22 protein-coding genes and 1 tRNA gene are annotated in these 24,490 nt (G+C 71.7%); 11 read left to right on the forward strand and 12 right to left on the reverse strand.

Annotated elements, in window-relative coordinates:
• Nucleotides 1-105: 105 nt before the first annotated feature.
• Entirely contained in the window at nt 106-309 is a 204-nt protein-coding gene (locus ABZS54_RS25380; protein ID WP_355540382.1) for a hypothetical protein, read from the reverse strand.
• 215 nt (nt 310-524) lie between these two features.
• Here ABZS54_RS25380 and ABZS54_RS25385 point away from each other — a divergent pair, with 215 nt between their 5' ends.
• Nucleotides 525-833, forward strand: coding sequence for a hypothetical protein (locus ABZS54_RS25385; protein ID WP_355540385.1), 309 nt, complete (start codon nt 525-527; stop codon nt 831-833).
• Nucleotides 834-962: 129 nt separating this feature from the next.
• On the opposite strand, the gene ABZS54_RS25390 is transcribed toward ABZS54_RS25385, so the two are convergent.
• Nucleotides 963-1,436, reverse strand: a complete 474-nt coding sequence (locus ABZS54_RS25390) for a hypothetical protein (RefSeq protein WP_355540388.1) — start codon at nt 1,434-1,436, stop codon at nt 963-965.
• Between the two features lie 353 nt (nt 1,437-1,789).
• Here ABZS54_RS25390 and ABZS54_RS25395 point away from each other — a divergent pair, with 353 nt between their 5' ends.
• On the forward strand, nt 1,790-2,338 hold the full coding sequence (locus ABZS54_RS25395) for a hypothetical protein (protein ID WP_355540391.1): 549 nt from the start codon (nt 1,790-1,792) through the stop codon (nt 2,336-2,338).
• 66 nt (nt 2,339-2,404) lie between these two features.
• Here ABZS54_RS25395 and ABZS54_RS25400 read toward each other — a convergent pair whose 3' ends face one another.
• Nucleotides 2,405-2,647: a hypothetical protein gene (locus ABZS54_RS25400; protein WP_355540394.1), complete on the reverse strand. Its 243-nt coding sequence runs from the start codon at nt 2,645-2,647 to the stop codon at nt 2,405-2,407.
• Between the two features lie 132 nt (nt 2,648-2,779).
• On the opposite strand from ABZS54_RS25400, the gene ABZS54_RS25405 reads away from it, so the two are divergent.
• A complete protein-coding gene (locus ABZS54_RS25405) occupies nt 2,780-2,986 on the forward strand; it encodes a hypothetical protein (protein WP_355540397.1) in 207 nt (68 codons plus the stop codon).
• Here the strand turns inward: ABZS54_RS25405 and ABZS54_RS25410 are convergent.
• Nucleotides 2,977-4,140: a nucleoside 2-deoxyribosyltransferase domain-containing protein gene (locus ABZS54_RS25410; RefSeq protein WP_355540400.1), complete on the reverse strand. Its 1,164-nt coding sequence runs from the start codon at nt 4,138-4,140 to the stop codon at nt 2,977-2,979. The genes ABZS54_RS25405 and ABZS54_RS25410 overlap by 10 nt on opposite strands.
• 164 nt (nt 4,141-4,304) lie before the next feature.
• On the opposite strand from ABZS54_RS25410, the gene ABZS54_RS25415 reads away from it, so the two are divergent.
• The gene (locus ABZS54_RS25415) at nt 4,305-5,975 is read left to right on the forward strand and encodes a serine/threonine-protein kinase (RefSeq protein WP_355540403.1); all 1,671 of its coding nucleotides are present in this window, start codon (nt 4,305-4,307) and stop codon (nt 5,973-5,975) included.
• A 15-nt stretch (nt 5,976-5,990) separates the two neighbouring features.
• On the opposite strand, the gene ABZS54_RS25420 is transcribed toward ABZS54_RS25415, so the two are convergent.
• Entirely contained in the window at nt 5,991-7,712 is a 1,722-nt protein-coding gene (locus ABZS54_RS25420) for a class I adenylate-forming enzyme family protein (protein ID WP_355540406.1), read from the reverse strand.
• Between the two features lie 101 nt (nt 7,713-7,813).
• Between ABZS54_RS25420 and ABZS54_RS25425 the strand changes: the two genes are divergently transcribed.
• Together ABZS54_RS25425 and ABZS54_RS25430 are read left to right on the forward strand one after the other, a co-directional pair.
• Nucleotides 7,814-8,734 (forward strand): enoyl-CoA hydratase-related protein, encoded by a 921-nt coding sequence (locus tag ABZS54_RS25425; protein WP_355540409.1) that lies wholly within the window; start codon nt 7,814-7,816, stop codon nt 8,732-8,734.
• 419 nt (nt 8,735-9,153) lie between these two features.
• Nucleotides 9,154-9,648 carry a MarR family transcriptional regulator gene (locus tag ABZS54_RS25430; protein ID WP_355540412.1) on the forward strand — a complete coding sequence of 165 codons (495 nt, stop codon included), beginning with the start codon at nt 9,154-9,156 and terminating at the stop codon, nt 9,646-9,648.
• 21 nt (nt 9,649-9,669) lie between these two features.
• On the opposite strand, the gene ABZS54_RS25435 is transcribed toward ABZS54_RS25430, so the two are convergent.
• Together ABZS54_RS25435 and ABZS54_RS25440 are read right to left on the reverse strand one after the other, a co-directional pair.
• A complete protein-coding gene (locus tag ABZS54_RS25435; protein WP_355540415.1) occupies nt 9,670-11,931 on the reverse strand; it encodes an HD domain-containing protein in 2,262 nt (753 codons plus the stop codon).
• A 243-nt stretch (nt 11,932-12,174) separates the two neighbouring features.
• Nucleotides 12,175-13,311, reverse strand: a complete 1,137-nt coding sequence (locus ABZS54_RS25440; RefSeq protein ID WP_355540418.1) for a phosphotransferase family protein — start codon at nt 13,309-13,311, stop codon at nt 12,175-12,177.
• 241 nt (nt 13,312-13,552) lie between these two features.
• Here ABZS54_RS25440 and ABZS54_RS25445 point away from each other — a divergent pair, with 241 nt between their 5' ends.
• Both ABZS54_RS25445 and ABZS54_RS25450 read left to right on the forward strand, forming a co-directional pair.
• Nucleotides 13,553-14,365 carry a phosphatase PAP2 family protein gene (locus ABZS54_RS25445; protein ID WP_355540421.1) on the forward strand — a complete coding sequence of 271 codons (813 nt, stop codon included), beginning with the start codon at nt 13,553-13,555 and terminating at the stop codon, nt 14,363-14,365.
• A 276-nt stretch (nt 14,366-14,641) separates the two neighbouring features.
• Nucleotides 14,642-15,307, forward strand: coding sequence for an HAD family hydrolase (locus ABZS54_RS25450; protein WP_355540424.1), 666 nt, complete (start codon nt 14,642-14,644; stop codon nt 15,305-15,307).
• A gap of 235 nt (nt 15,308-15,542) precedes the next feature.
• Here ABZS54_RS25450 and ABZS54_RS25455 read toward each other — a convergent pair whose 3' ends face one another.
• A complete protein-coding gene (locus ABZS54_RS25455) occupies nt 15,543-16,538 on the reverse strand; it encodes a transcriptional regulator (RefSeq protein ID WP_355540427.1) in 996 nt (331 codons plus the stop codon).
• A gap of 357 nt (nt 16,539-16,895) precedes the next feature.
• Here ABZS54_RS25455 and ABZS54_RS25460 point away from each other — a divergent pair, with 357 nt between their 5' ends.
• Entirely contained in the window at nt 16,896-17,333 is a 438-nt protein-coding gene (locus ABZS54_RS25460; RefSeq protein ID WP_355540430.1) for a hypothetical protein, read from the forward strand.
• Nucleotides 17,334-17,717: 384 nt separating this feature from the next.
• Nucleotides 17,718-18,053 carry a hypothetical protein gene (locus ABZS54_RS25465; protein ID WP_355540432.1) on the forward strand — a complete coding sequence of 112 codons (336 nt, stop codon included), beginning with the start codon at nt 17,718-17,720 and terminating at the stop codon, nt 18,051-18,053.
• A 59-nt stretch (nt 18,054-18,112) separates the two neighbouring features.
• Here ABZS54_RS25465 and ABZS54_RS25470 read toward each other — a convergent pair whose 3' ends face one another.
• The 4 genes from ABZS54_RS25470 to ABZS54_RS25485 all read right to left on the reverse strand — a co-directional run bounded on the left by ABZS54_RS25470 (nt 18,113) and on the right by ABZS54_RS25485 (nt 23,881).
• The gene (locus tag ABZS54_RS25470) at nt 18,113-19,462 is read right to left on the reverse strand and encodes an AAA family ATPase (RefSeq protein ID WP_355540435.1); all 1,350 of its coding nucleotides are present in this window, start codon (nt 19,460-19,462) and stop codon (nt 18,113-18,115) included.
• The gene (locus ABZS54_RS25475; protein WP_355540437.1) at nt 19,453-20,994 is read right to left on the reverse strand and encodes a hypothetical protein; all 1,542 of its coding nucleotides are present in this window, start codon (nt 20,992-20,994) and stop codon (nt 19,453-19,455) included. Before ABZS54_RS25475 ends, ABZS54_RS25470 begins: the two co-directional genes overlap by 10 nt.
• Nucleotides 20,991-22,235: a hypothetical protein gene (locus ABZS54_RS25480; RefSeq protein ID WP_355540440.1), complete on the reverse strand. Its 1,245-nt coding sequence runs from the start codon at nt 22,233-22,235 to the stop codon at nt 20,991-20,993. The genes ABZS54_RS25475 and ABZS54_RS25480 overlap by 4 nt, the downstream gene beginning before the upstream one ends.
• Nucleotides 22,236-22,309: 74 nt before the next feature.
• Nucleotides 22,310-23,881 carry a hypothetical protein gene (locus tag ABZS54_RS25485; protein ID WP_355540443.1) on the reverse strand — a complete coding sequence of 524 codons (1,572 nt, stop codon included), beginning with the start codon at nt 23,879-23,881 and terminating at the stop codon, nt 22,310-22,312.
• Nucleotides 23,882-24,374: 493 nt separating this feature from the next.
• Here ABZS54_RS25485 and ABZS54_RS25490 point away from each other — a divergent pair.
• Nucleotides 24,375-24,448, forward strand: a tRNA-Lys gene (locus tag ABZS54_RS25490).
• Nucleotides 24,449-24,490: the final 42 nt, after the last annotated feature.

Consider the following 24,490-nt stretch of genomic DNA (forward strand, 5'->3'; position numbering starts at 1 on the left):
GGCACGCCGGCGGAACACGTCGGCAACTGCGAAGCATCATCGCCCGTTGCCGGCGGAGCAGCCGGCCTGGGGCGGGTCGGGACCGCGCGGCCCGGCGGCGAAGTGTCAGCAGCGTTGGCCGAAGGTCGGGTTGATGAAGCCCAGTGCGTCGGCCCCGTTGTCGCAGGCGCCGCTCACCGTGTCGATCGTGTGGGCCCGGATCGTGTGCGTCTCGCCGCCGGCCGATGCGGCGACCGCCACGGTCGCGCCGACGATGGGGGTCGCGATGACGGCCGTGCTGACCAGAAGGCCGCGGACGATGCGCTGCATGGGAACGCTTCCTTGTCTCGATGCGGACGGTCTCGAACGCCGAGGAGGGCACACCTCGCCAACGCGACAAACCGCCCGAAGGACACGAGGATTGAGCCGAATGGAAGGGTCGGCGGGCACGTCCCGACGGATGTGCGGGTCGACGTCCCACCTTCGAGGGATCGAGTCCGGGCAAAATGCGGTGCCGCGCGCGCCGCAGCCTTAGCGTGTCGGCCATGCAGCTCCGCATCGGCACTCGGTCCTCCCCCATGGCTCTCGCCCAGGCTCGGCTCGTCGCCTCCCTGTTGCCGAGACATCCGTACGAACCCGTCGTCGTCCCGATGTCCACCAGCGGCGACCGCTGGGGCGGCAGCCTCGCCGAACTCGGCGGCAAGGGCGCGTTCGTCAAGGAACTCGACCGCGCGCAGCTCGACGGGGAGGTGGACCTGGTCGTGCACTGCCTCAAGGACATGCCCGGCGACGTGCCGCTGCCCGAGGGGCTCACGGTGGCCGCCTACTGCTCGCGCGCGGCGCCCGGGCGCTGATCGACGCGATCGCGCGCTGAACGCGGGCCGTCCCGCCGGCCGCATCGGGTCGCGGCGGCGGGACGGCTCGGTCACCCCGGTCGGCCGCGCCCCCGCACGGCTGGACCGTCGTCCGGCGTGCTCAGCTGTTCAGGCGCACTTCTGCACGGTGGGCTGCAGCTCGGACGGCAGCTTGTTGGTCCGCGCGTACTCCTGGTCGAACGCGTTCATCTGGGCCTGGCTGTACTTGCCCTTGAGTTCGGTCAGCGTGCACTGGCAGTACCGCGTGTTGTTGCCCGACGTGCTCAGGCAGCCGTTGAGGAAGTTCGTCGAGTAGAGCGAACTCCAATCGCTGCCACCACTGCCCGTACCGGTCGAGGTCGGCGAAGCCGGCGCCGTGGTGCGCGGGCGTGACGTGGTCGGCCGGTCGCTGATGGTCGGCGCCGGCGTGTCGTCGTCGGTGGCCCGACTCGTCGGAGTCTTTCCCGTCGCCGTGACGTCCGCGCTCGAACCGGTGGTCTTCGGGGCCCCGAGCCCACCGAAGCCGCCGTCCCCGTCGCTCCCACAGGCCCCGACCGTGCAGGTCAACATCACCGCGATCAACCCGACTTTGAACGTGCGCATACTTCCCCCTAGAACGATGTTGATTCGAGACTCTCCTCCCCCGGCTCCGGCGGTCACAAGGGGATCTTTTCCGCCATTGCGTAACGGTTACGTCGTCGCGACCGTTACGACGCAGAGAGGCATCTCTCCGGCGTCGGAGGGGCACCCGGCGTCACCCCTCCCGGCTGCGGGACGCCCGGCGGGGAATCGCCGGGCCCACGCGGTCGTGGGCGTCGGGCGGGTCTACCGTTCGACAAACGCGAACAAACCGGGCATCAACGTGCCGATCGTCACATTCCATGGCGTTTATTGCTCGAATCTGTTCACTATGGACGGGTTGCCTCCCGTCGGACGGCAGAAAGGAACGGCACACCATGACCTTGACGCCCGAGCACGTGGCCGCACTGCGCGGCCTCGCCGCCGATGTCTCGGCCCTCGGCGCCGACGGCGCCCAGCGGCACCCCGCCTTCGCCGGCTCCGCCGGTTCGATCGCCGACCGCGCGGACACGCTCGCGAGCGAGGCCCCGCCGTTTCACAAGGTGGCCCTGCGCCGCATCGGCGACGCGATGCGCGCGTGCGCCGAGTCCCGCGAGGCGGGCGACCCGATCCGGGTCGCCAACACCCAGCGCACCGCCGCGCACCTGGCCGACCGGCTCGTGCACGCGCTCGACCGCTACGCCTCGGCCTCGCCGACCGCGACCCCGGCCACCTGCACCCGCTGCGACGAGCCTTACATCGCCCAGCTGATTCCCACCCAGCGGCGCTACCTCTCGCGCATCGACGCCCCCGTGTCCGGACACGTGTTCAACGCGGCCGGCACCACCTACATCGTCGAGCAACACGTGCTGTGCCCGCTTCAGGACATGGCCGGCCTGTCCGGCCTGCCCGAGCTCGAGAACCTGGACGACCTCGACAACGTCTGAGTCCCGGCACGCCCGCCCACGCCGGGCACACACGACCGAGGCCGGGTCCCCGAGGGGGGCCCGGCCTCAGTCGTCGCCGTGATCCTTCTTGTCCTTCTTCAGCCGACGCAGGTATTCACGTGTCCACCCGGTCACCTTGACCACCTCGGACTGTTTGACACCTGCGGCGATCGCCCGCACCGCCGCACGTTTGAGTTCTTGACGCGCCTCTTCGTGCGCCTTCTCGGTCCGCCGATACGCCTTCGCGGCCCTGATCAGGCCTTCTCCGGCGGAATCGGGGTGTCCCCGGTCGGCATCCTCGTGATCCACACTGCCAGGATGCCATATGGACGGCCACCTCCGTAGGCCAACAGAGTTGACATTTCCTCATACAAGAAGGAAACTGGAGACCGAACCGAAGGTGAACGGAAGGTTAACTTCACCAGTCACGGAGGAACCACCATGCTGAAGACCCTCACCGCCCCCGCCATGTGCACCCGTTGTGGCGAGCCGTACGTCGCGGCACTCAGCCCGCGCTCGCTCGTCACCGTGCAGACTCCGGCGTTTCGCACCCCGGAGATCGTCGGCGGCCGGCTGATGACCATCGACGACACCGTCTGCCTGGTCGAGCGGCACGCCCCCTGCACGGGCCTGGGCAACTACCGCTGATCCTCGGCGGCGCCTGCCAAAACCGCCGCCAGCATCCCCAGCGTCGACCAGTCGACGCGCCCGCACCGCAGCAGTTCGCCGTACGTCGTGATCTCGACGTCAGTGCGTTCCCCGTCCCCGGCCACACCATGTGGACCGGGGTCGCTGCGTAGTACGGCCAGTTCCGCCTCGGTCAGTTCGGCCGAGTACACGTGCGCGTGATGCGCCGTCAGGGTGCCGGCGAGTTGCCGGGAGCCGTGCGAACGCAGCCGCTCCGGCGCCAACGCCAGACCGGTCTCCTGGCCGACCTCGGTGCACCCGTCCGCCGCCGTGTACCCGCTCCCGCCCGGGAGTTCGTGCACGAAGCCGTCCTGCGTACGCGCCGCCGAGCGGAACTCGCGCACCAGCACCACCGTGCTCGCCGCGAGCGTCTCGGCGCGCCGATAGAGCACCACGGCGGTCACGTCCGGCCGGCCGAGCACCACCTCGTTGTCCTTGACCCGACCGGCCTCGGCGGCGATCGCGACCCGCACCTGCGCCGCCCACAACCACGTGGCCGCGCCCCGGCGCCACACCCAGGCGATCCGGCCGCCGAGCAGCGTGTTGCCCGCCGCCCGCTGGGCCGCGTACCAGTCCTCGAAGGCCCGGGTCAGCCACACGTTCAGCGGGATGTCCCGCTCCCCGTCCGTGCGCGGCGCCCCGGCCCCCAGCGCGTCCAGCACGGTGTCGACCGTCGCGGGCAGCGTGTCACGTACCGGCACGTCGTGACCGATCGCATAGGCCCGCTGATAGCGCACGTGTGGTGCGTCCGGCGGGGTGCCCAGCACCGCGCGGCCCGAGTCCTTGAGCCAGCCCCACTCGTCGTTGGTGGTCAGCCCGGGCAGGTCGCGCAGATCGCGCGGGATCCAGAAGAGCACCCGGTCGCTGCGGTCCAGGTTGCGCAACTCCCAGTCCCGCTGTACCTGATGGGTGGGCCACGACTGCCCGTCGCCGGGCTCGGGCACGAACACCACCAGGCGGCCCGGCCCGCGCCACCGCTCCCGGAGCAGCTTCAGCGCCGCCGGACGCCAGGAGGCCACGTGCGCCGCGCGGGGTGTGGGGCCGGCGAGGAAGACGCTCGCATCCCACGCCTTGGGCGGCTCGTCGGGCGACTTCACAACGACGATCTCGGTCATGGGCTCGACCGTAGCGGTCGTCACCGCAGGTGATCGAGGGGCACGGCGCCCCCCTTGAGGCCGACCCGATCCGCGTCCGGGTGGTGATGTCGCATACCGTTCCCCGCACGCACGCTGCTACGAAAGAATCACATCCATACGGCGCGTACGGGGAGGCGTTTGCGGTGGCTCAGTTGTGGCTTGGCAGCCGATATCGGCTGGACAAGAGGCTGGGCTCGGGAGGCAACGCGACCGTGTGGCGGGCCTGGGACCAGAAGATGCAACGGTTCGTCGCGGTCAAGGTGCTCAAGGAGTCGTTCGGGGCGTCCAACAACAGCGTGGACCGATTCGGCCGTGAGGCGATCATCGTCGGCGGGCTGTCCTCGCCGAACATCATCGTCGTGCACGACCAGGGCCGGAAGGAGGTCGTGGAGCACCGGACCGGTCCCGGGACGACCGAGCCGGAGCAATCCGAAGGGGAACGGCTCGGTCCCGAACGGGTCGACCCCGCGACCCGGGTGTTCACCCACGAGGCCGAGACGGTGCACGACGCGCAGATCACCTCCGCGCTCGGCCCGGGACCCGGCGACATGCGCCGGACCGACGGCAAGGTCATGTATCTGGCGATGGAGCTGATTACGGGTCGCTCGCTGGCCCAGCTCGTCGCGGACGGCGCGTGGCTGCCGCTCGGTCATGTGGTCGGCTGGGCGATCCAGCTGTGCGACGGCCTCGACGTCGCCCACTCGGGCGGCGTGCTGCATCGCGACATCAAGCCCGCGAACGTCATGGTGACCTCGCGCGGGGTGGTCAAGGTGCTCGACTTCGGCATAGCCCGCTACATGGAGAAGGTCTCCTCGCGCGCGGGCATCACGATGCCCGGCAGCATGATCGGCACGCCCGCCTACATGTCGCCCGAGCAGATCCTCGGCGGTCGCATCGACGGCCGCGCCGACCTGTACAGCGTGGGCTGCGTGCTGCACGAACTACTGACCGGTGCACCGCCGTTCGGTCTGGACCGGCCGCACTCGATGATGACCGCCCACCTGCAACGCACGCCCGAGTCGGTGCGCAACACCCGGCTGGAGGTGCCCGAGGACCTGGCCACGCTCGTGCTCGCGCTGCTCGCCAAACGACCGGAAAACCGGCCGGCGAGCGCGGCCGAGGTGCGCGATCGACTGTTGGAGTTGTCGGTCGTACCGCCGCGCAACCTCGCGCCGCAACCGTGGGGGATGCCCGCCTCGGACCCGATCGCACCGGTGGATCCGCAGCCGACCCAGGACCAGCCGGTCCGACTGATCCCCGACGCGCCCGAGCCGCGACCGGTCCGCCCGAGCGATTCACTCCAGGTGCTGCGTGCCGAACTCGGCAATCGAATGCGGGAGTTCGGCGTCGACCACCCGGACACGCTACTGCTGCGCGAGCAGTTGGCCGCACGGCTGGGCAAGGACGGGGATGCGCTCGCGGCGATCACCGTGCTGCGCGGGGTGATCTCCGACGGCGGGCGGTTGCGCGGCGCGCTGTCCCCGGACACGCTGCGCGCCCGACGGGCGCTGGCGCACTGGACCGGGAAGGCGGGCCGGCCGGCCGAGGCGGCGCAACTGTTGAAGAACCTGCTCCAAGACCAGGTCCACGTACTGGGCACCGACCACCTGGAGACCCTGCGGGTCCGCCGCGAACGGGCCCGCTGGGACGGCGAGGCGGGCAACTTCGTCGGCGCGGTGCTGCACCTGCGTGCGCTCGTCCCGGACGTGATCCGGGTGCTGGGCCCCAACCACGAGCTGGTCATCGAGGTCTGGGACGACCTCACCTACTGGGAGCACCGCCTGGACGGCTACGGCTTCCGGGACGAGGCGTGAGCGGCGCGCTCGGCCTCACAGGGCCAGCATGTCCCGCAGTTCGCGCTTGAGCACCTTGCCCACCGCGTTGCGCGGCAGCGCCCGCTCGGTGAACCGCACGAGCGTGGGCACCTTGAACGCGGCGAGCCGGCGCGCCACGTGCCCGCGCAGTTCGGCTGCGGTGGCCGCGCCCGCCACGTGCAGCCGGACCACGGCGGCCACCTCCTCGCCCAGATCGTGGTGCGGCACCCCGACCACCGCGACGTCGGCGACGGCCGGATGCTCGAACAGGACCGCCTCGACCTCGGCCGAGTAGACGTTCTCGCCGCCGCGGATGATCACGTCCTTGAGCCGGTCGACCACGTACAGCAGCCCCTCGGCATCGGTGTAGCCGAGATCCCCGGTGCAAAACCACCCGTCCGGGAACGCCTCCTCGCTCTCCTGCGGCCGGTTCCAGTAGCCGCGGACCACCTGCGGGCCGCGGAAGCGGATCTCTCCCGTCCGCCCGGTCGGCAACTCCTCGCCGGTCAGCGGATCGGCCACCCGCAGATCCGCCGTGGGCACCGGCCGGCCGACGCTGCCCGGGTGGGCGTAGTAGTCGTCGCCCGAGTTGGCCACCACCACGCACGTGGTCTCGGTCATCCCGTAGGCGTTCAACGGCACGATCGGGTTGCCGGACATCGCGCCGACTTGCCCGACCAGGTCCGGCGGCACCGGCGAGCCGCCCGTGCCCAGGCTGGTCAGGCTGGACAGGTCGTGCCCGGCCCGCAGCGGTGATTCGACCAGGCGGCGCAGCAGCGTGGGCACCATGTTGGCGGTGGTTATCCGCTCGGCCTCGATCAAATCCAGCGCCTTGGCGGTGTCCCAGTGGTGCATCAGGCACAGCTTGGCGCCCTGCGCCGCGCCGATGTACAGCCCGGCCAGGCCGGCTATGTGGAAGAACGGGTAGACCTGCAGGTTGCTCGGCGTCGGCAGGCCCGCCACCGGCTCCTCGAACACGGCCGGACCCTTGGCCAACTCGACGGTTGATAGGCCCAGTCGGGCCAGCCCGACGGCCTTCGACAGCTGCATCGTGTGCAGGTTGGTGGTGTGGTTGTGGTGCGTGCCGACCGCACCTTTGGGGCGCCCGGTGGTGCCGGACGTGTACAGGATGGTCGCGTCGTCGAACGGCTCCGGGCCCTCTGCCGGCAGGGCGCACTCGCCGGTGAAGGCGCGCAGCAGCGCGGAGAGGTCGATCTCGCCGGCGGCCGGCGGCTCCTCGGGGCGGATCACCAGGATCTCGGGCGCCGCGCTCGGGTCCAGGTGACCTCGGATCAGCTCGGCCCGTTCGCCGTCGCAGATCAACACCGTGCTGCCGGAGTCCTCGACGGCGTACCGAAGCTCGTCGGCGGTCCACCACGCGTTGAGCGGCACCGCGATCGCGCCCATGACCTGGGTCGCCCAGAACGCGAGCGGCCATTCGAGGTGGTTGCGCATCGCGATGGCCACCCGGTCGCCGCGCCGCACGCCGCACTCGGCGGCCAGGTATCGGGCCAGGTGGGCGACCAGTCGATGCTGCTCGGCGTAGTCGATCCGCTCGTCGCCGGCGACCAGTGCGTCCCGGGTCCCGTATGCCGCCAGGTCCTCGAAGACCGCGCGCAGCGTGGGCGGGGCCTTGCTCAAGACCCGCCAGGGGATGCCGTCGTGGACGACCTCCTCGATCGCGTAGGCCGATTCGGGTCCGGTGAGTTCGGCCAGGGCCTGTGTCCGATCCAGCATCCGGTGGGTCCACCTCCTGCACACTGCGAGCGACTTGTACCGGGGTAGGAGCCCATCAAAGCTAGTGCGGAGATCGCATCGCGGGAACCCTGGCATTCGACATGATCACCCGGCAGGGTGGCCGGACGGGTACCGCCGACGCGCGCGCGAACCGGGAAGCTTGCGTGGACTACGAGCAGATCTCGACGTCGGTCGAATCCAACGTGCTGACCGTGACACTGGACCGACCGGACCGCCTCAACGCGTACACCTATCGGATGCGGGAGGAGATCTCGCACGCGTTGGACCGGGCGGACGCGGACGACGACGTCCGCGTCGTGGTGTTCACCGGGAGCGGGCGGGCCTTCTGCGCGGGAGCCGATCTGGAGATGGGCGCCGACTCGTTCGCCCCGGGCGCACACGCGAAACGATTCGAGAACGCGGTGGACGACGCGGACGCGTTCCGCGACGACGGCGGCCGCCTGGTGCTGCGGCTGTACCGCTCGAAGAAGCCGTTGATCGCGGCGATCAACGGTCCGGCGGTGGGCATCGGCGCGACCATGACGCTGCCGATGGACATCCGGATCGCCTCCTCCACCTCCCGGTTCGGCTTCGTCTTCGCCCGGCGCGGGATCACTCCCGACGGTTGTTCGACGTGGTTCCTGCCGCGTGTGGTGGGTCTGGACCGGGCCCTCGAATGGTGCTTCACCGGCCGGGTCTTCGAGGCGACGGAGGCAAAGGAGGCCGGCCTGATCCGCGAGGTTGTCCCGCCGCAGGACCTGCTCCCGCGTGCGTACGACCTGGCCCGCACCATCGCCGAGAACACCCCGGCGGTGGCCATCGCCCTGACTCGGCGACTGCTGTGGGGCATGCAGACCGTCCCCGACCCGGAAACCGCCCACCTCCACGAGTCCCGCGCTCTCCACTGGACAGGCGGCTCGGCCGACGTACGGGAGGGCGTAACGGCCTTCCTGGAAAAACGCCGCCCCGACTTCGCACTCCGAGTAAGCACGGACCTCCCGGACCTACCCGGGATTTCCTAGGCCCCCGGAAACGGGGCGGCCGGGGCCGTCGAGCGGGACGGAGGGGCCGGACAAAGGGGCGCGGGGGCGGGAGCCGGCCAAGGCCGGGGGCGGCGGACAAGCACGTCGGACGGGCCGCGAGCCGGGCGGGCGGACGGGCGCGGGGGCGGGAGGCGCACGGCCGGGTCGGGGCGTCGCGCGGACGGACCGGGCCGAAAGGGCGCGGGGTGGGGCGCGCGGCGGACCGGACCCGGAGCCACGGCCGCGAAGCGGACGGGCACCCGGGCGTCGACCGGACGGCCATGGCCGAGGTGGGTTCGGCGTGGCCTTCGGCGCTTCAGGGGATGGAACTCGGATGGCCCTTACAGCTTGTTGTGTTTTGCAACTGTTTCGGGCACTCTTGGCGCACATTCAGGTGCATGGTGTTGAGGAGCAAGGCGATGTCGGACAGCGTTGAGCGGCGAGTGGTCCGTGAGGTCGGGGCGGCCACCCGGTTGATTCGGCTGCTGATGGGTCCCCCGTTGCACGCGGCGGGGATCACCCAGGCGGAATACCACCTGCTTGCCCACCTGGAGGAGCGCGGCACCTCCACCGGCAAGGAACTCGCCTGCCGACTCAGCCTGGACAAGACCACGATCAGCCGACAGTTGACCGCGCTCGAAGAGGCCCGGCTGATCACCCGGACCACCGATCCGACCAACCGCCGGTCGCACCTGATCACCCTCACCGACGCCGGCCACCTGCGGCTGGCCGACGCCCGGCAACGCAGCCTCGCCGTGATGGCGGAACGGTTCGCCTCCTGGCCCAAGGAGGAACTGGGCGCCCTCGCCGACCACTTGGCCCGATTCAACGACGTCCTGCGCGGCGACGCCTCCGAACCCGCCGAGCAGGAACAGCCCGAAAAGCCCGAACAGCACCGGCAAACACAGCAGTAACCGAGAGGCGCCCGCCTCGACCTAATTGTCCGCCACCCTCGGATGCACGCGCGGACGGGCCCGGTAGACGTCGTAGACGCCCTGCACTCGGCGCAGCGCCCGCAGCAGCTTCGGCAGGGTCGCGAGGTCGGCCAGGCGGATCGTGTAGGTCTGGCGTACCCGCATCTGCTGCGGCGGCGCGATCGAGGCCGAGGTGATGTCGGCGCCTTCCGCGTCGATCGCGGCGGTCACATCGGCGAGCAGTCGGGGGCGGTCCAGGGCCTCGATCTGCACGGTGACCCGGTAGCCCTGGTCGGCCTGGTGCGGCAGCCACGACGCGGCGACCACGTCGCGGCCCGCTCGGCGCATCTGTTGCACGTTCGTGCAGTCGGCCCGATGGACCGCGACGGTGCCGCCGCGGATCACGAAGCCGGCGAGTTCGTCCGGCGGGACCGGGGTGCAGCAGCGGGCCAGTCGGACCGGAGCTCCGGGTGAGCCCGGCACGCTGACCACGGCCTCGCCGGGGTCGGACGGCGGGCGCCGGGTCCGTGCCGGGGCCTGGGCGGCGTCCCCGGGGGGTTCGGCCGGGGCCGGGACGGTCGCGGGTGCGCCGTGGGCGGCCTCGCCGGCGGCGGCCAGGTTGCCCAGCGGGGCGAGCAAGGGGTCGATTCGGCCCTCTATGCCGTGCGGGTACTTGGCCAACCATGCCTCGATCGCGACCCGGGCCAGGGGGCTGCGGACGAAGGAGAGCCATTCCTTGGACGGCGCCGCGGCGCCGGGCGGGGCGGTGATGATGGATACCGTCTCGCCATCCGCCAACACCGAACTCAGGGCCACCAGGCGGCCGTTGATCTGCGCGCCGATACATCGGTGGCCGGTCTGCTCGTCCATCGCGTAGGCCGCGTCCACACACGTGGACCCGGCGGGCAGGGTGAGCGGGCGACCACCGGCGGTGAAGACCAGGAGCTCGCGGTCCGCCGACAGGTCGGCGGTCAGCGAGCTCCAGAAGACGTGCGCGTCCGGGATGCCGCCCTGCCACGCGAGCAGCCGGTGCAGCCACGCGAGCTGCTCGGGGGCGTCCGGCCCGGTGTCCGGTTTGCCGGTGTGCGCGACCACGCCGAACTCGGCCAGGCGATGCATGCGTCGGGTGCGGATGAGCACCTCGACCTTGTCGCCCTCGGGCAGCGTGATCGCGGTGTGCAGCGACTGGTACAGGTTGAACTTGGGGGTTGCGATGTAGTCCTTGAACTCGCCCGCGATCGGCGACCAGCAGGTGTGCAGTACGCCGAGCGCGCCGTAACAGTCGGTGTCCGCGTCCACCACGATCATCAGTCGGGAGAGGTCGAACGGGCTCAGTTCCTCGCGCCCGCGCCGCTTTTGCACCCGGCGCACGGATACGTGGTGCCGCGCGCGCGGCGATACCTCCGCTTCGATCCCGGCGTCGCGCAGCGCGCGTTTGACGGTCGTGCACAGCCTGGACACGGCCTCGTCGGTGGCCGCCTGGCTGGCGCCGACGGTGCGCGCGGTCGCGGCGTGCTCCTCGGGCCGGAGCGTGGCGAAGACGATGTCCTCCAGCTCCGACTTGAGCACGTGGATGCCGAGTCGTTCGGCGAGCGGGATGAACACCTCCTGCGTGGCCTCGGCGGTGCGGATCTGGCTGGCCCGGCGGCGATATCGGATCGTGCGCATGTTGTGCAGCCGGTCGGCCAGCTTGATCACCGTCACCCGCAGGTCCCGGCCGGTGGCCACGATGATCTTGCGCATCGTCTCGGCCTCGGCCCGGTCGCCCAGGTCGACCCGCTCCAGCTTGGTCACGCCGTCCACCAGGTGGGTGACGTCGTCGCCGAACGCCGCGCGGACCTCTTCCAGGGTCAGATCGGTGTCCTCGACGGTGTCGTGCAGCAGCGCCGCGACCAGCGTCGTGGAGTCCGCGCCCAGCTCGGCCAGGATCGTGGCCACCGCGAGCGGGTGCGTGATGTACGGCTCGCCGCTCTTGCGCATTTGCCCGCGATGGGACAACTCCGCGACGGCGTAGGCCTCCTGAATGGCCGTCACATCGGCCTTCGGGTGGTGCACGCGATGCACCTGGAGCAGCGGTTCGACCGCGTCCGGCGTGCGTCGGCGACTTCCGGTGAGGAAGGTGACCGCGGCCAGGCCCAATCGCTGAATGGGTTGTTGGACAGGCCGACGGGACAGTCGTCCGACGCGGTCGGACATGCTCCGGCTCGGAACGTCACCCTCGGCCCGCGGTGCACCCTTGGGCACACCCGCACCGGCCGGCGGGTCGAGTCCCCCGATCGTCATGCGGCACCTCCGGCAGCTACCCCCGGAGTCGCCCCCGGTGATTCATGCTACCGACAACAACACGGACCGTGTCCGCGTGATGTCGCCCGTCACACACGATCACCCGCACGGGTCATGGCGCCCGCTTCGGATGATGGTGAAGAGCCCAGCCTAACCCCTCGGGATCTTGTCCGGGTGCGCACCCACCGGGCTCGGGGGGCGCACCCGTCGCGCGGCGGGCGCGCGGGTTGCGGTGACAGGGCGTCAGTTCCCGTCGGCGCGCTCCCAGTACGTGCCGGCGATCATCGCCTCGATCAGTCCGCGGTGCAGCACCGTCTCGTCCAGGTCGGCCGGCTGCTCGCGCTCGCCGAAGTGCCACTGGCGGTGCGCGATGCGGGCCATCACCACGCCGTGGCGTACCGCCGCGTACATCTCGAAGTACCGCATGTCGCGCGGCGTGTAGCCGGTGAGCTTCTCGTAGTGCGCGCACACGTCCTCGGTGCGCATGAGGTCGGGCAGGCCCGGCAGGCCGTAGCGGGTGGCGATGTCCTGGAAGAACGCGTGGATGAAGATCATCCAGGCGATGTCCAGCTCGCGCGGGCCGACGGCGGCCATCTCCCAGTCCAGTACCGCGGTCGGCTCGAAGTCCACATACAGGATGTTGCCGATCCGTGCGTCGCCCCAGCTGATCACGTCCGGGCCGACCTCGGCCGGGAAGTTGTCCTCCAGCCACGCGAACGCGCGATCCAGGAGCGGGACGCGCTGCCCCTCGATGCCCCACTCGTAGAACGCGCGCAGGTCGTCCAGATGCCGGCGCAGCGCGGTCTCCCCGGCGCCCTCGTGCTGAAGGAAGGCCAGTTCCTCGGGGCTCGCGTCGATTTCGTGGATCGCGGCGACGACGGCGACCGACTCCTCCTGGAGCCGACGGCGCTGCTCGGGCGTGGCGGCGAGCATCCAGCCGTCGATCGTGTACGGCATCACGTCCGGCGGCGCGGCGCCCTCGACCCGGCGCATCACGAAGAAGGGGGCACCGAGCGGACCCTCGTCCGGCTCGTTCCACAGCAGCGCGGGCACCGGGATCGAACAACGCTCGCCGACCAGGGTCAGCACCGCGTACTGCTTGTCCAGGTCGTAGGTCGGGAAGACCGGCTTGGCGTCCATCGAGGGGCGCATCCGCACCACGCAGCGCTCGGTACGGCGTTCGCCGTCCACGGTCCAGGTCGCGTCGAACAGCAACGTCTCGCTGGACATCCCGTTGCCGGAGGGGGCCTTGAGCTCGGAGATCTCGGGAGCCGCGCCCTCGGGCAGCCGGCCGGTCAGCCACGCGAGCAGTTGGTCGTGCACCGTCGCCAGGTCCCGCGTGCTCGTCTGCGGACGGGTGACCTCGTCGGGGTCGGCCACGACAACCTCCGGTATCCACGTCGCAAGATGCGACCGGCGCTGCCGGGCGCCCCTGCCGACGCCCGGTCCCCGCCCTGCTGTCGGCGGCTGCCCGCCACAAAAGTGAAACACGTTCTATCATGTGTGACACGTGTCATCAATGGTCGCGAAGACCGGTCCGCTCGGGCACGACGGCGAGTGCCCGGCCGGATCGGCCCGACGCGGTGCCGAGTGCGGTCGGCAGGTGTTGCAGACTGGACCGATGCCCTCAACCCCCACCACGGTCCGCCGGCGTCCGCGCTGGTGGACCGAATTGCTGCTGATCGCAGTGCTGTACGAGGCGTACTCGCTCAGCCGACTCGTGGTCCGCGGCGACGTGGACGCGGCGATGCGCAACGCCGAGCGAATACTGCACGTCGAGTCGCTCACCCACCTCGATCCCGAGCGGGTGCTCAACGAGGTCGTCACCAACCACGTGCTCATCGGCGTGCTCTGCGACTACGCGTACGCGACGCTGCACTACGTGGTGACCCCGCTGGTGCTGTTCTGGCTGTGGCGTCGGCGCCCCGAGCGCTACCGGGGTGCGCGCACCACGCTGGCGATCGCGACGGTCGTGTCGCTGGCGGGCTTCATGCTCTTCCCGACCGCGCCGCCGCGGATGATCGACGGCTTCACCGACACGATGGCGCACTTCGCGTCCTGGGGCTGGTGGGGCGAGGGCGCCAGCGCGCCGCGCGGCATGGAGCACATGACCAACGAGTACGCGGCGATGCCGTCCCTGCACGTGGGTTGGGCCGCCTGGTGCGGATGGCAGTTGTGGCGGCACGGTCGCGGTCCGGCGCTGCGCGTCCTGGGTGTGCTCTATCCGCTCTTCGTCGTCGTGGTGGTGCTGGGCACCGCGAACCACTACCTCGCGGACGTGGTCGCGGGACTCGCGGTAATGGGGCTGGGCGCGCTCGCGTCGCCATGGGTGCTGCACGGCGTGGATCGGGTACGCGACGGGGTGGCGATGCGCCGGACCGAGTCGGAAGAGCCCGGGAAACCGATCGATGTCGAGCAAATAAACGCCGCTTGATTGCGGAGAATCGCAACCACTGAACGATTTAGATCAAGATCAGCCGGATGTGACTTCCGAACGACGCTTGCCTGGCAGGCAAGCGGTACCTTCTGGGTGGTCCCGCGCCCGACAACGGCAAGGATTCCGTCATCGGGCACATGCCGATCGGACAAGTCGCCACAACGGCGGACGAACCCGGTCGGGCTCGGCCTGACAGACCCAGACCTCGCATGGTGGACGGAGGCACGGCGAACCGGAGGCGGGGCCGGCAGGCGACGACAGCGGGGAGCGGTAATGCGGATCAGCGCCGTGGTGTTCGACGTGGGCGAGACCCTGGTCGACGAATCGCGGGAGTACGGCACGTGGGCCGACTGGCTCGGGGTGCCCCGACACACGTTCGCGGCCACCTTCGGGGCGGTGATCGCGCAGGGCCTCGACTATCGCGAGGTGTTCCAGCGCTTTCGGCCCGGCTTCGACCTGACCGTGGAGCGAGCCGCGCGCACCGCGGCGGGCTTTCCCGAGTGGTTCGGCGAGGAAGACCTCTACACCGACACCCGACCGTGCCTGAAAGCCCTGCGCGACCAGCGCCTGTGGCTGGGCGTGGTCGGCAACCAGACCGTGGACGCGGGCGTCATCCTGCGCGGTCTGGACCTGGGCGTGGACCTGCTGGCGACCTCCGACGACTGGGGCATCAGCAAGCCCGAGCCGGCCTTCTTCGAGCGGCTCGTGGCCGAGTGCCCGTGCCCGGCTGAGGAGATCCTGTACGTCGGCGACCGCCTCGACAACGACGTCCACCCGGCCCACCTCGCCGGCCTACGCACCGCCCACGTGCGCCGCGGCCCCTGGGGCTACCTGGTCGCCGACGACCCCGAACTCGTAGCGGTCACCGACCTGCGCTTGGAGTCCCTGGGCGAACTCCCCGCCGCCGTGGCCCGCATCAACGGCATCACGGAGCCGTAAAAACCGAACCGGCAACCAAACCGAACCGACCCAGCCCCCGGCACAATCAGCCCGGCCGGCGTCTGAGGCCAAGCAGCCCGGCCGGCGCTTGAGGCCACCCAGCCCGGCCGGCGCTTGAGGCCAAGTAGCCCGGCCGGCGCTTGAGGCCACCCAGCCCGGCCGGCGTCTGAGGCCAAGCAGCCCGGCCGGCACATGAGGCCACCTCGGCCAAAGACTCGGCACGTCGCCCCGCGCGCTATGGCGCCACCCCGCGCAACCGATCGTCGATCTCCCACACGAACGACTCCCGCGCCCAAGGCGCCAGCGACGCCCGCACCGTGCGCACCCGATCCACCGCCGTCGCATACCCCTGCACCCCGACCAGGTCGAGCGCCTCCTCCAACAGCCGACAGGCATCCTGCGGCTCGCGGGCCCCGACCGCCGTCGCGGCCAGTTCGGCCAGCGTCATCGCCCGCTGCTTGTGACTGTCCGCGGGCAACCCGGCCAGTGTGCGCTCCAGGCTGGCCCGGGCCTCGGCCGAGCGCCCGGCGGCCACCTCCGCCGCGCCCCGAAAGCCCTCCAGACGGGCCGCGGAGAACCAGTCCAGCCAGGCCGGCGGCCCGTCCGCCGTCCACGAGCCGGGCGTCTCCGGCGGCGCGTACGTATCGGCGGCACGATCCAGCAGCGGGAAGGCCGCGTCCGGCGTGCCGAGCCGGACCTCCGCCTCGGCCGCGATCGCGTCCAGCCACGCCCGCAGCGTCGGCCCGGCATCGCCGCTCGTGGTGCGCTCGCGCGCCGCGGCCAGGGTGTCCCGGGCCTCCCCGCCCCGCCCGGTCCAAGCCGGCGCGAACGCCATGTGCCCGAGCACGGCGGCGGCCAGCGAGCCGTCCCGGCCCCGGTTCGCCGCGTCCAGCGCGAGGTCCTGCCAGCGCCGCACGTGCGGCCCGCGCAGGCTCAGGTCGAAGAAGGCGATCCTCGACGCGAGCAGCGCGGTCTCCGCGATCGCGGAATGGTGCGTCCCCTCCGGCCCCTCGGCCAGCAGCCGGGCACCGTTGCGGGCGTGTTCGGCCACCACCGGAAGCAGTCGCCCGGGTTCCTCGATCCAGTAGCGGGTTCGCAGACGGGCGGTGGTGGCGATGTAGGCGGCGGGATCGGGAAGAGTGGCTGCCGGCCCCGAGGAGGCGTATGCGGCGGAACTCCTGGCGGTGAGGCCGGCGACGGCGGCGCCGGCCAGAAAGGTACGTCGTTGCACCGCGTCCTCCCATACGCGTCGTGGTGACGGACATGACTGCGTGGACCCGATCACGCGACACACCGGGCCCGATCGCTCCGTGCTGGATCTCGATCGTGACCCCGTCCCACCTGCGGCGTCATGCCTCTAGCCCGTTAGGGCGGCAAGAGTCCTCAGCGCGTCCTGCAGGAGTCCCACCGCGGGCCTCGTCACACGGTGTGCCGGCCTGGTTGCATCTAGGGCAGAAGCGGACGTCCCGTAGTCGGACGCTTCGGGCTCGTGCAGGACGAAGAGGACGCTTCGAGGACCCCCCGGCCCCCGAGGACGATTCCGTTTCCACGACGAAACGAGAGGACCGCCTCCCCGATGGACGCCGACGTGAACCGAACGACGCTGGCAGCGCTGCCGCAGGACGCGCTTCGGAACCCGTACGCTCCTCGCCTGGTCGCAGCCGGCGAGACGTTCGACGTGATCGAGGTGGAGGACCGGCTCGGCCGCGAGGCCCTGGCCACGCTGCACGCACACCGCGTGCCGGTCGGTCCGGTCATCTTCGACCGCCGCTACCGCCGGATCGGATTCCTCGTACCGCCGACCACCGTGATGCCGATGCGGCCGCGCGACCGCCGGCTCGGCCCGCGCCACCACGGGCGGGGTGCGTGGATCACCTTCCCGCCGCCGCCGGAGCAGAACGACGGGCCGCTGGTGTGGCTCGTGCCGCCGACGCCCGACAACCGCCTGACGACGCTGCGGCACGTGCGCGCGGCGATCGCCGAGGCCGCCCGCGCGCTCGCCGAGCGCCACCAGCAGGCGATCTGAGATCGCCCCACAGGACGTACCGGTCGGGGACCTGACATCACGAGCGGCTCCCCCAATACCTGCTCGACCCGGCCGGTACCGGTAAGACGAGATGCGCCCCCTCGCCACTGCGCGAGGGGGCGCATCCGCTTGTCCGGACCGGCGCCGCGAGGTTTATCGGCCGCCGAAACCGCCCGCACAGCCGAGTCCACGCCGCCGATTCGGGGTTTATCGGTGCGGGTCCCGGGCTGTCGTCCCTCTTTCGGGCAAGGGTCTTTCGGATGGCGGCCGGTTGGCGACAATGGCAAGGGCGCGGGATCTTGCGGGCCGGTTTCGGCCGATCCCGCCGCTCCCCCTGTCCGTATTCGTCGTCAGCACGTCTGCACTGTCGGAAGGAATCCGCGCATGCCGTCCGAGTCGCGCAAGCCCCGTATGCGGCCCGCGCCGCTGTTGTTCGAGCCCGCGGTACCCGAGCCGCCCGACGAACGCTTCTTCGACCTGGACGATCTGACCGATCCCCAGGAGGTGCTGGCCCGCTCGACGGACCTGGCCGAGGCGTTTCGCGCGGCGGCCGACCGGGCGGTGGACTACCAGGCGATGGCCGCGGCGCGGATGGCGGATCCGAACCGCTTCGACCACCTGACGACGGCGCAGGTCGCGGAGCGGGCGGGGTGGGGCGAGGAGTACACGGCGAAGATGATCGAGCACGGGCGCAAGCTGCTGTTGGAGCGCGGCGAGTAGCCGGCGGCAGCGGGCCGCGAACGCCGGTCGGGCCGGTCCCGGCCGGCGTTCGCGTGTGCTTACCCGGACAGTGCGACCCGGTGCCGGGCGAGTTCGGCCAGCACCGCCTGATTCGCCTCCCAGCCGTCCGGGAAGCTGACCGGCACCCCGAGATGGACCGGGTCGGCGGTGGGATGCGCGTCGAGCAGGTCGGGGATGCCGGCCCGGGCGACCACGAGACATGCGTGTCGATGCCGTGAGGCCAGCACGCACAGCCGGCCGGTCTCCAGATGGAACTCGGTCGCGTCGCGCCGACCGGAGAGCGGATGCAGCACCACGGTCACGTCGAATTCGCGACCCTGGAGCCGGTTCGCGGTGTCCACCACGATCTCCGCCGCGCCCAGGTCGCGCAGCGCCGACTCGACCCGGGCCCGCTGCTCGCGGTGGCTGACCCCGATCGCGATCCGGGACGCGTCCAGCGGCACCCCGTCCGGTGTGCGCTCGCCGATCGCGGTTCCGCCCCGCGCGAGCAGCCGCGCGGCCAGCGTGGCGACCGCGTGCACCGCCTCCTCGTCGGCCGCCGCGGTGAACCGCGCGGGCAACTCCAGCAGGCCCCAGCCGGACTTCGCCGCGACGTCCACGGCCGCGTCGTACGCATCGTGTTCGCGCGCCGCGCCGAAGTGCAGCAGCCGTTCGCCCGGACCGGTCCCGGAACGAAACGGGGTGAACGGGTAGAACGCCTCGGATACCAGCGGCGCCGCGCTCGCGGGCAACCGCCAGGACACCGGGAGTCGATGCACCGGCAGGTCCGGGTTGTGCCGGCGCAGCACGACCACCGCGCTCTGCGAGGGGTCGTAGCTCAGGCTGTGCCAACGCGAGGTGTCCACGGTGGCGAACGGGTCGAGTTGGCCGGGGTCGCCCACGAACAGCGCCCGGTCGAACAGCCGGGCCACCAGCAGCAGCGCGTCCGAACGCATCTGGTACGCCTCGTCGACGATCGCCCACGGCCAGCGCCGGTCCTGCACGAGCGCCCACTTGGCGGCGGTGGCCACCACCACCGTGCACGCGTCCAGCGCCTCGGCCTTCTCCGCGTTCAGCACCGAGGTGCCCACCAGCGCGGGCGGCAGCCGATACCCGGTGGCGGACAACCGGCCAACGGTCAGTCCCGGGTGGTCCTCGACCAGCCGGACCAGCAGGTCGTCGACCTGGTTGTTGGTCTGCGCGACGATCATCAGCCGCTCGCCGCCCCAGGCCAACTCCCCCGCCGCGCGCACCACCAGCGTCGACTTGCCCGCGCCGGGCGGCGAGTCGACCACGACTCCGCGATGCGACCCGGAGCCGAGATCGGCGAGCACGGCGTCGGTCGCGGCGGCGGCGAGCGCGGCCGGGTCGCCCGCGGGGTGACCGGTGTGCACGGCCGTCACGACCACTCCTCCAACGCGTCGTCGTCCGTGTTCGAAGCGACCTCGGATTCCGGCTCCGGCGGCGGGCCGCCGTGGGTCCAGGGGGTGTCCTCGACGGCGGGCCAGTCCGGGCCGCGCCGGAATTCGGCGATCAGCGAGGTCCAGCACAGGACTTCGCCCACTTCGGGCACGCTGCCCGGCTTGGGTGCCTTGCCGCCGCCCATCCCGCCGCGCAGTTCCAGCACGACCCGGCCGGGCTCGGTCTCCAGGACCCGCGCCTTCGCGTCCGGGCGTTCGACGCACGCCAGGTCGGTGCCCGGCCCGAACAACGGTTCGTCGTCGGTGGCGAAGGTCAACATCGGGCGCGGGCGGGCGGTCTTCTTCCCGGGTTCGGCGACCATGCGCTCGGCGTCCACCGCGCTCAGCTCGCCGCGGAACGCCTCGCCCGCCAGCCGGACGGCGGCCATCAACAGCGGGTCGTCACGCACCTGTTCGGCATCCAGCCGAGCCTGTGCCCGTTCCCTGGTGGCCAGTTGCGCGGCGGCCGAGACCGCACCGGGCACCCGCGGTTGCGGACGCGACTCGGGGTCGGCCAGATCGGCGGCGAAGAAGCTGTACGAGGCCCGATCGGCCTCCCACCGCCCGGCCACCGACGCGCCCGCGGGCAACGCGCCGAGCAGTTCCACGCCGCGCCACACACGATCCCAGGTCGGCATCAACTCGGCGGCCAGCGCTTCGCGGATCGTCTGCTCCGCGTCCCGACCGCGCGGACCGAGGTCGGTGCGGGCGTCGGCGTCCACCGCGGCCTCGGCCCGCTCCGCGGCCACCGCCTCGTCGAATGCGGCGATCAGCGGCACCAGGCGCTCGTCGAACGCCGGATCGGTCGCGGGGCCCGCGGTCGGGCCGCCCTCGACCGCGCGGGCCGCCTGATCCCCGCGCTGCCCGACCGGCGGATCGATCCAGGCGAGCAGCGCGGCCAGGTCGCCGTCCTCCAGCGCGCTCTGTCCGGTCACCCACACCTGGGTGAGCAGGTCGGTCATCGCCAACACCACACTCGATCCGGGCACACCGGCCCGGTCCGCGAGCCACGTACTCCACCGGCCGAGCAGCGGCACCTCCGCGGCCACCGCGAACTCGCCGTCGGTGCGCCGGAATCGGGTGGACCGGCCGAGCAGGCGCAAATACTCGACACCGCCGGCCGTGGGCACCAGCACCTGCGGCGCGTCCACGCTGCGCTCGTACGGCTCGTCGCCGCGCCGCTCGATCGTCTCCGTCTCGGCCGCGAACGCGCCCAGGTAGGGCAGCAGCAGCCGGCCCAATTCGGCCGCGTGCGCGAACCGCCGGTCGCGGTCTCGGGGTTGCGGCACCGCGAGCAGGTGCGGCCGGTCCCGATCGGTGCCGACCAGCACGGCCAACGGCGCGAACGCCTCGCCCGCGAGCACATAGGGCACCAGCACCAGCGGCCGGGCGGACAGATGCCGGTGGCGCACGGTCGCGGCCGGTTGGGCCGCCCCGGTCGCGGCGGCGCGCAGCCGGCCGAGCGCAGCGATCGCGCTCACCCGACACCGCCCGGCACCTCGGCGCGCGGTACCGCGGACGGCAAGGCCGCGGAACCCGCCACCGTGGCCCCCGACACCTCGGACCTCGACGCCTCGGCCCCCAGTACCTCGGACCCCAGCACCTCGGACCGCAGCGCCTGGGCCCGGCGGAGCAGCTTGGCCACGTCCTCCTCGCCGGGCCGAGCGGCGCGCGTGCCGTCGGCGAGGGCCAGCGCGTCGGCGATGTCCTCGATTCCGCCCAGCGCACCGCGCACCGAGGTGCCCAGCGTGCCCACGCTGCCGCCGCCCGGACCACAACCCCGGGCCTCGTCCCGGCAGAACAGCGCGAGTTCGCACGCGGACAGACAGTCCGGAACATACGCGGCGGGCACCCGCGCAACTGCCGCGCCGACCAGTTCGCCGTCGACGTCGAAGGTCAGCGTGTCCGGCAGTTCGTCGAGCAGTTCCTCCACTCCGGACAGGCGCTCCAACCGACGCCGGGTGGTGGCCAATTCGCGTCGCACGTCGAGCACGACGGCGACCGGACGGTTGGAGAAGTCCTGTGCGCACACCAGCACGATGTCGGTGGCCACCACGTCCGGGTCCAGGCCCAGTTCGGCGGCCAGTCGGCGCAGCGCGTGCACGTAGACCGCGGCCTGGCGGGTGGCCGAGGCGAGCTTGCCCGGGTCGGCGGACCCGTCGATGATCGCGAAGGACTTGATCTCCACCACGTACAGTCGGCCGGCCACCCGGCAGGCCATCGCGTCCGGCTCCAGGTAGGCGCGCCGGCCGGCCACGTCCAGCGGCAGCAGCGGGTGGTCCAGGATCGCGCACGCGTCCGGTTCGCCGCGGGCGGCCCGGGCCAGTGCGTCGCGGGTGCGGGCCACCCGTTCCTCGCGGCTCGGCCTGCCGGTGCTCTCGTGGTCCACGTCGACCAGCGCGCCGGCGTCCGGGTTGGCCCCCAGCGTCTCGGCCAGCAGTCGGCGCAACTCGGTGCCGCCGTCCGCCTTGACCCGGGCCTCGAACACGTTGCCGCGCCCGATCGCGAAGGGCGAGCGCCCGCCGTAACGGGCCGGGAAGCCGAGCCGGTCGGCGAGCACGGTCTTCTCGATGCCGGCCGCGTCCAGCACGCCCCGGCGGGCGCAGCCGGGGTTGGCCGCGAGGGCCGCGACCGTGCGGGCGTTGTGATTGCGGGTGGGCAGTGTGCCGCGCAACTGCTCCAGCCTGCCGGCGATCGCGCCGGTGGTACCCGTCGTGCGCATGTCTCGTGTACGGCTTTCGTCGTCGAACCGTCCGGTCCCGGGTCAGTGTGGACCATGTCACCGACACGGGGAATTCAGCTCGGCTCGTCTGCTCCGGGCAGCGCGACGAACCCGGTCTCGTCGGTGGGCGCGAGTTCGCTGAACGACTCCAGCACCTCGTCGAGTTGGCGGACCGCGACCGAACTCTTGTAGGGCTCCAACTGCCTGCGGGTGCCCCGGACCCGATCCATCGCCATCGAATACCAGTGCACCCGCAACATGTCGACGGCCTGGAACAGCCGGCCGCACGCCTCGTCCACCTGGCCGGCCTGGAAGGCCGCTTCGGCCAGGTCGGCGTACATCACCGCGCGCTGTTTGTCACCGTTGGGCGGCAGGTTCTGCAGTGCGTCGTTGAGCGAGCCCTGCGCCTGGTCCATCCGGCGCGCGGTGAGTTCGGCCTTGCCGCGAAAGCCCCACAACCGCGAGGCGTCGAAGAAGTCCAGCCATGGCGGCGTGGGCGTGTTGTCCGGGTGGCACAGCAGGTCCTCGGCCCGGTCGAGCAGGTGCAGCCCGCGCTCGGGGGTGCCGCGCAGCGACTCGAATTCGGACTGCACCGCGTCGAACCACGCGAGCATCACCATCGGCGCACCGCGCGTAGCCGTCTTGCGGGCGAAGGTGAGGATGTCCTCCGCGGCGGAAGGCGCCGCGTCGAAGGCGGGGATGAACGCGGTGTGGGCGAGCACGGCGGCGGCGAGCAGGGAGTCGCCGGCCTCCTTGGCGGCGCGGTAGGCGACCAGGTAATGGTCCTGCGCGTCGTGCGGGCGGGCGAGGTCGAAGAAGGCCATCCGGCCGGCCAGCATCGCGGTCTCGGCGAGCGACGCGCCCAGGATCCTGCGAGCCCGGGCGGGACCGGGGGCGTTGAGCAGTTGGGTGCCCAGGCGCACGTGGGCGATCACCGACGGGTAGGCGATGGCGGCGGGGGCGACCCAGTACATCTGTCGGTAGGTGCGGGTGAGCATCGCGTACTGGTCCGCGCCGACCACGGTCAACTGGCCGGCCCGCGAGTGCATCGGCACCGCGAGTGGGCCCGGGTCGGGGGTGTCCCGGAGCAGTTGGCGCAGCACCGCGGGGGTGGCGATCTCCAGCGTGGCGGCCGGCGGCTCGGCGGCCGGCGCGCCGATGGCACGCAGCGGCGGGCGCACCGGCAGGCCGGGGGGGCCGTCGCCTTCCAGACGCCGGCCGCCGACCACGGTGGGGCCGGTCTCGAGGGAGTTCCGGGGGGGCGCGATCGCGGGTCCGGGCGGCGGCACCGGACCGGGTGGGGCGGCGGGTCGCGGGGGTGGCAAGGGGCCCGGTGGGGGTACCGGGCCGGAGCGCGCCGGCGGCACCTGGCGGCCGGCCGCGGGTGCGGGGTGGGTGGGCACGACCATCGCTCCGCCGACCGGACCGCCGACCGGCCCCCCGGCGGGCGGCGGCTGCCGGCGGACCCGGGCCTCGCCGTAGCCCTGCTGCTCCACGCGATCGGGCGCCCGCCCGGTTTCCCTGGCGGGCGCGGGGAACCCCGGTGGAGCGGGCGGTTGCTCGGCGGCGGGGTGCGCATCGGTGAAACCCTCGCCGTACTCGGCCAACTCGGCCTGCCAGGGCGGGGTGAACCCGAGGTCGGTCAACGGCCGATCGAACAAAGCCTGCAGAACCTGCTGATAATCCGGGGTCGGCCAGGGTGGATCCGCGCTTTCCCAGCGCCGTACCTGCCGCACACTGACGCCGAGACGAAGCCCGCATTCGAGTGCCTTCTTCTCGAAGGCATCGGCCAATTGTTGCTGGGAAACCCAGCCATGCGAGTGCCGTAGGGCCTTGAGCCGGACATTCCCGGACGAAGGACCGGCCCCCTGCCGCATGGCCATCGGCCCTCCCGGTTACGACGTGCGGTGTGCTGTGCAGGCTGTGATGCCGACGGTACCCGCCGTGAGAGGGGCCGCGGGACCTCTTTGCGGATGTCTGGAAAAGGGCGTCCTCCCCGTGTCCTCGAAGAAGTCCTATGAGGGACCTTGCGCGCCCTCGATACGCTCCCTGCGCGCCCCCGGCCGCCATCCGAGCATGTCCAAGGGTGTCGATTTTCGATCACCGCCGACCCCTGCTAATGTTTCCCACGCAACGCAAGCGCCGCTAGCTCAGTTGGTTAGAGCAGCTGACTCTTAATCAGCGGGTCCGGGGTTCGAGTCCCTGGCGGCGCACCTTGCGAAACGGCGATGGGGCCCTCGGTTCACCGAGGGCCC

Origin of the sequence: Embleya sp. NPDC005575 (assembly GCF_040605455.1) — a bacterium.
Classification (GTDB): domain Bacteria; phylum Actinomycetota; class Actinomycetes; order Streptomycetales; family Streptomycetaceae; genus Embleya.

What these genes read in the sequence shown, in the direction of transcription:
- ABZS54_RS25480 (WP_355540440.1), bottom strand. Translation starts at nt 22,235, where the DNA reads ATGCGCACGACGGGTACCACCGGCGCGATCGCCGGCAGGCTGGAGCAG.
- ABZS54_RS25445 (WP_355540421.1), top strand. Translation starts at nt 13,553, where the DNA reads ATGCCCTCAACCCCCACCACGGTCCGCCGGCGTCCGCGCTGGTGGACC.
- ABZS54_RS25410 (WP_355540400.1), bottom strand. Translation starts at nt 4,140, where the DNA reads ATGACCGAGATCGTCGTTGTGAAGTCGCCCGACGAGCCGCCCAAGGCG.
- ABZS54_RS25450 (WP_355540424.1), top strand. Translation starts at nt 14,642, where the DNA reads ATGCGGATCAGCGCCGTGGTGTTCGACGTGGGCGAGACCCTGGTCGAC.
- ABZS54_RS25405 (WP_355540397.1), top strand. Translation starts at nt 2,780, where the DNA reads ATGCTGAAGACCCTCACCGCCCCCGCCATGTGCACCCGTTGTGGCGAG.
- ABZS54_RS25435 (WP_355540415.1), bottom strand. Translation starts at nt 11,931, where the DNA reads ATGACGATCGGGGGACTCGACCCGCCGGCCGGTGCGGGTGTGCCCAAG.
- ABZS54_RS25390 (WP_355540388.1), bottom strand. Translation starts at nt 1,436, where the DNA reads ATGCGCACGTTCAAAGTCGGGTTGATCGCGGTGATGTTGACCTGCACG.
- ABZS54_RS25465 (WP_355540432.1), top strand. Translation starts at nt 17,718, where the DNA reads ATGCCGTCCGAGTCGCGCAAGCCCCGTATGCGGCCCGCGCCGCTGTTG.
- ABZS54_RS25420 (WP_355540406.1), bottom strand. Translation starts at nt 7,712, where the DNA reads ATGCTGGATCGGACACAGGCCCTGGCCGAACTCACCGGACCCGAATCG.
- ABZS54_RS25425 (WP_355540409.1), top strand. Translation starts at nt 7,814, where the DNA reads ATGATCACCCGGCAGGGTGGCCGGACGGGTACCGCCGACGCGCGCGCG.
- ABZS54_RS25395 (WP_355540391.1), top strand. Translation starts at nt 1,790, where the DNA reads ATGACCTTGACGCCCGAGCACGTGGCCGCACTGCGCGGCCTCGCCGCC.
- ABZS54_RS25380 (WP_355540382.1), bottom strand. Translation starts at nt 309, where the DNA reads ATGCAGCGCATCGTCCGCGGCCTTCTGGTCAGCACGGCCGTCATCGCG.
- ABZS54_RS25430 (WP_355540412.1), top strand. Translation starts at nt 9,154, where the DNA reads ATGTCGGACAGCGTTGAGCGGCGAGTGGTCCGTGAGGTCGGGGCGGCC.
- ABZS54_RS25385 (WP_355540385.1), top strand. Translation starts at nt 525, where the DNA reads ATGCAGCTCCGCATCGGCACTCGGTCCTCCCCCATGGCTCTCGCCCAG.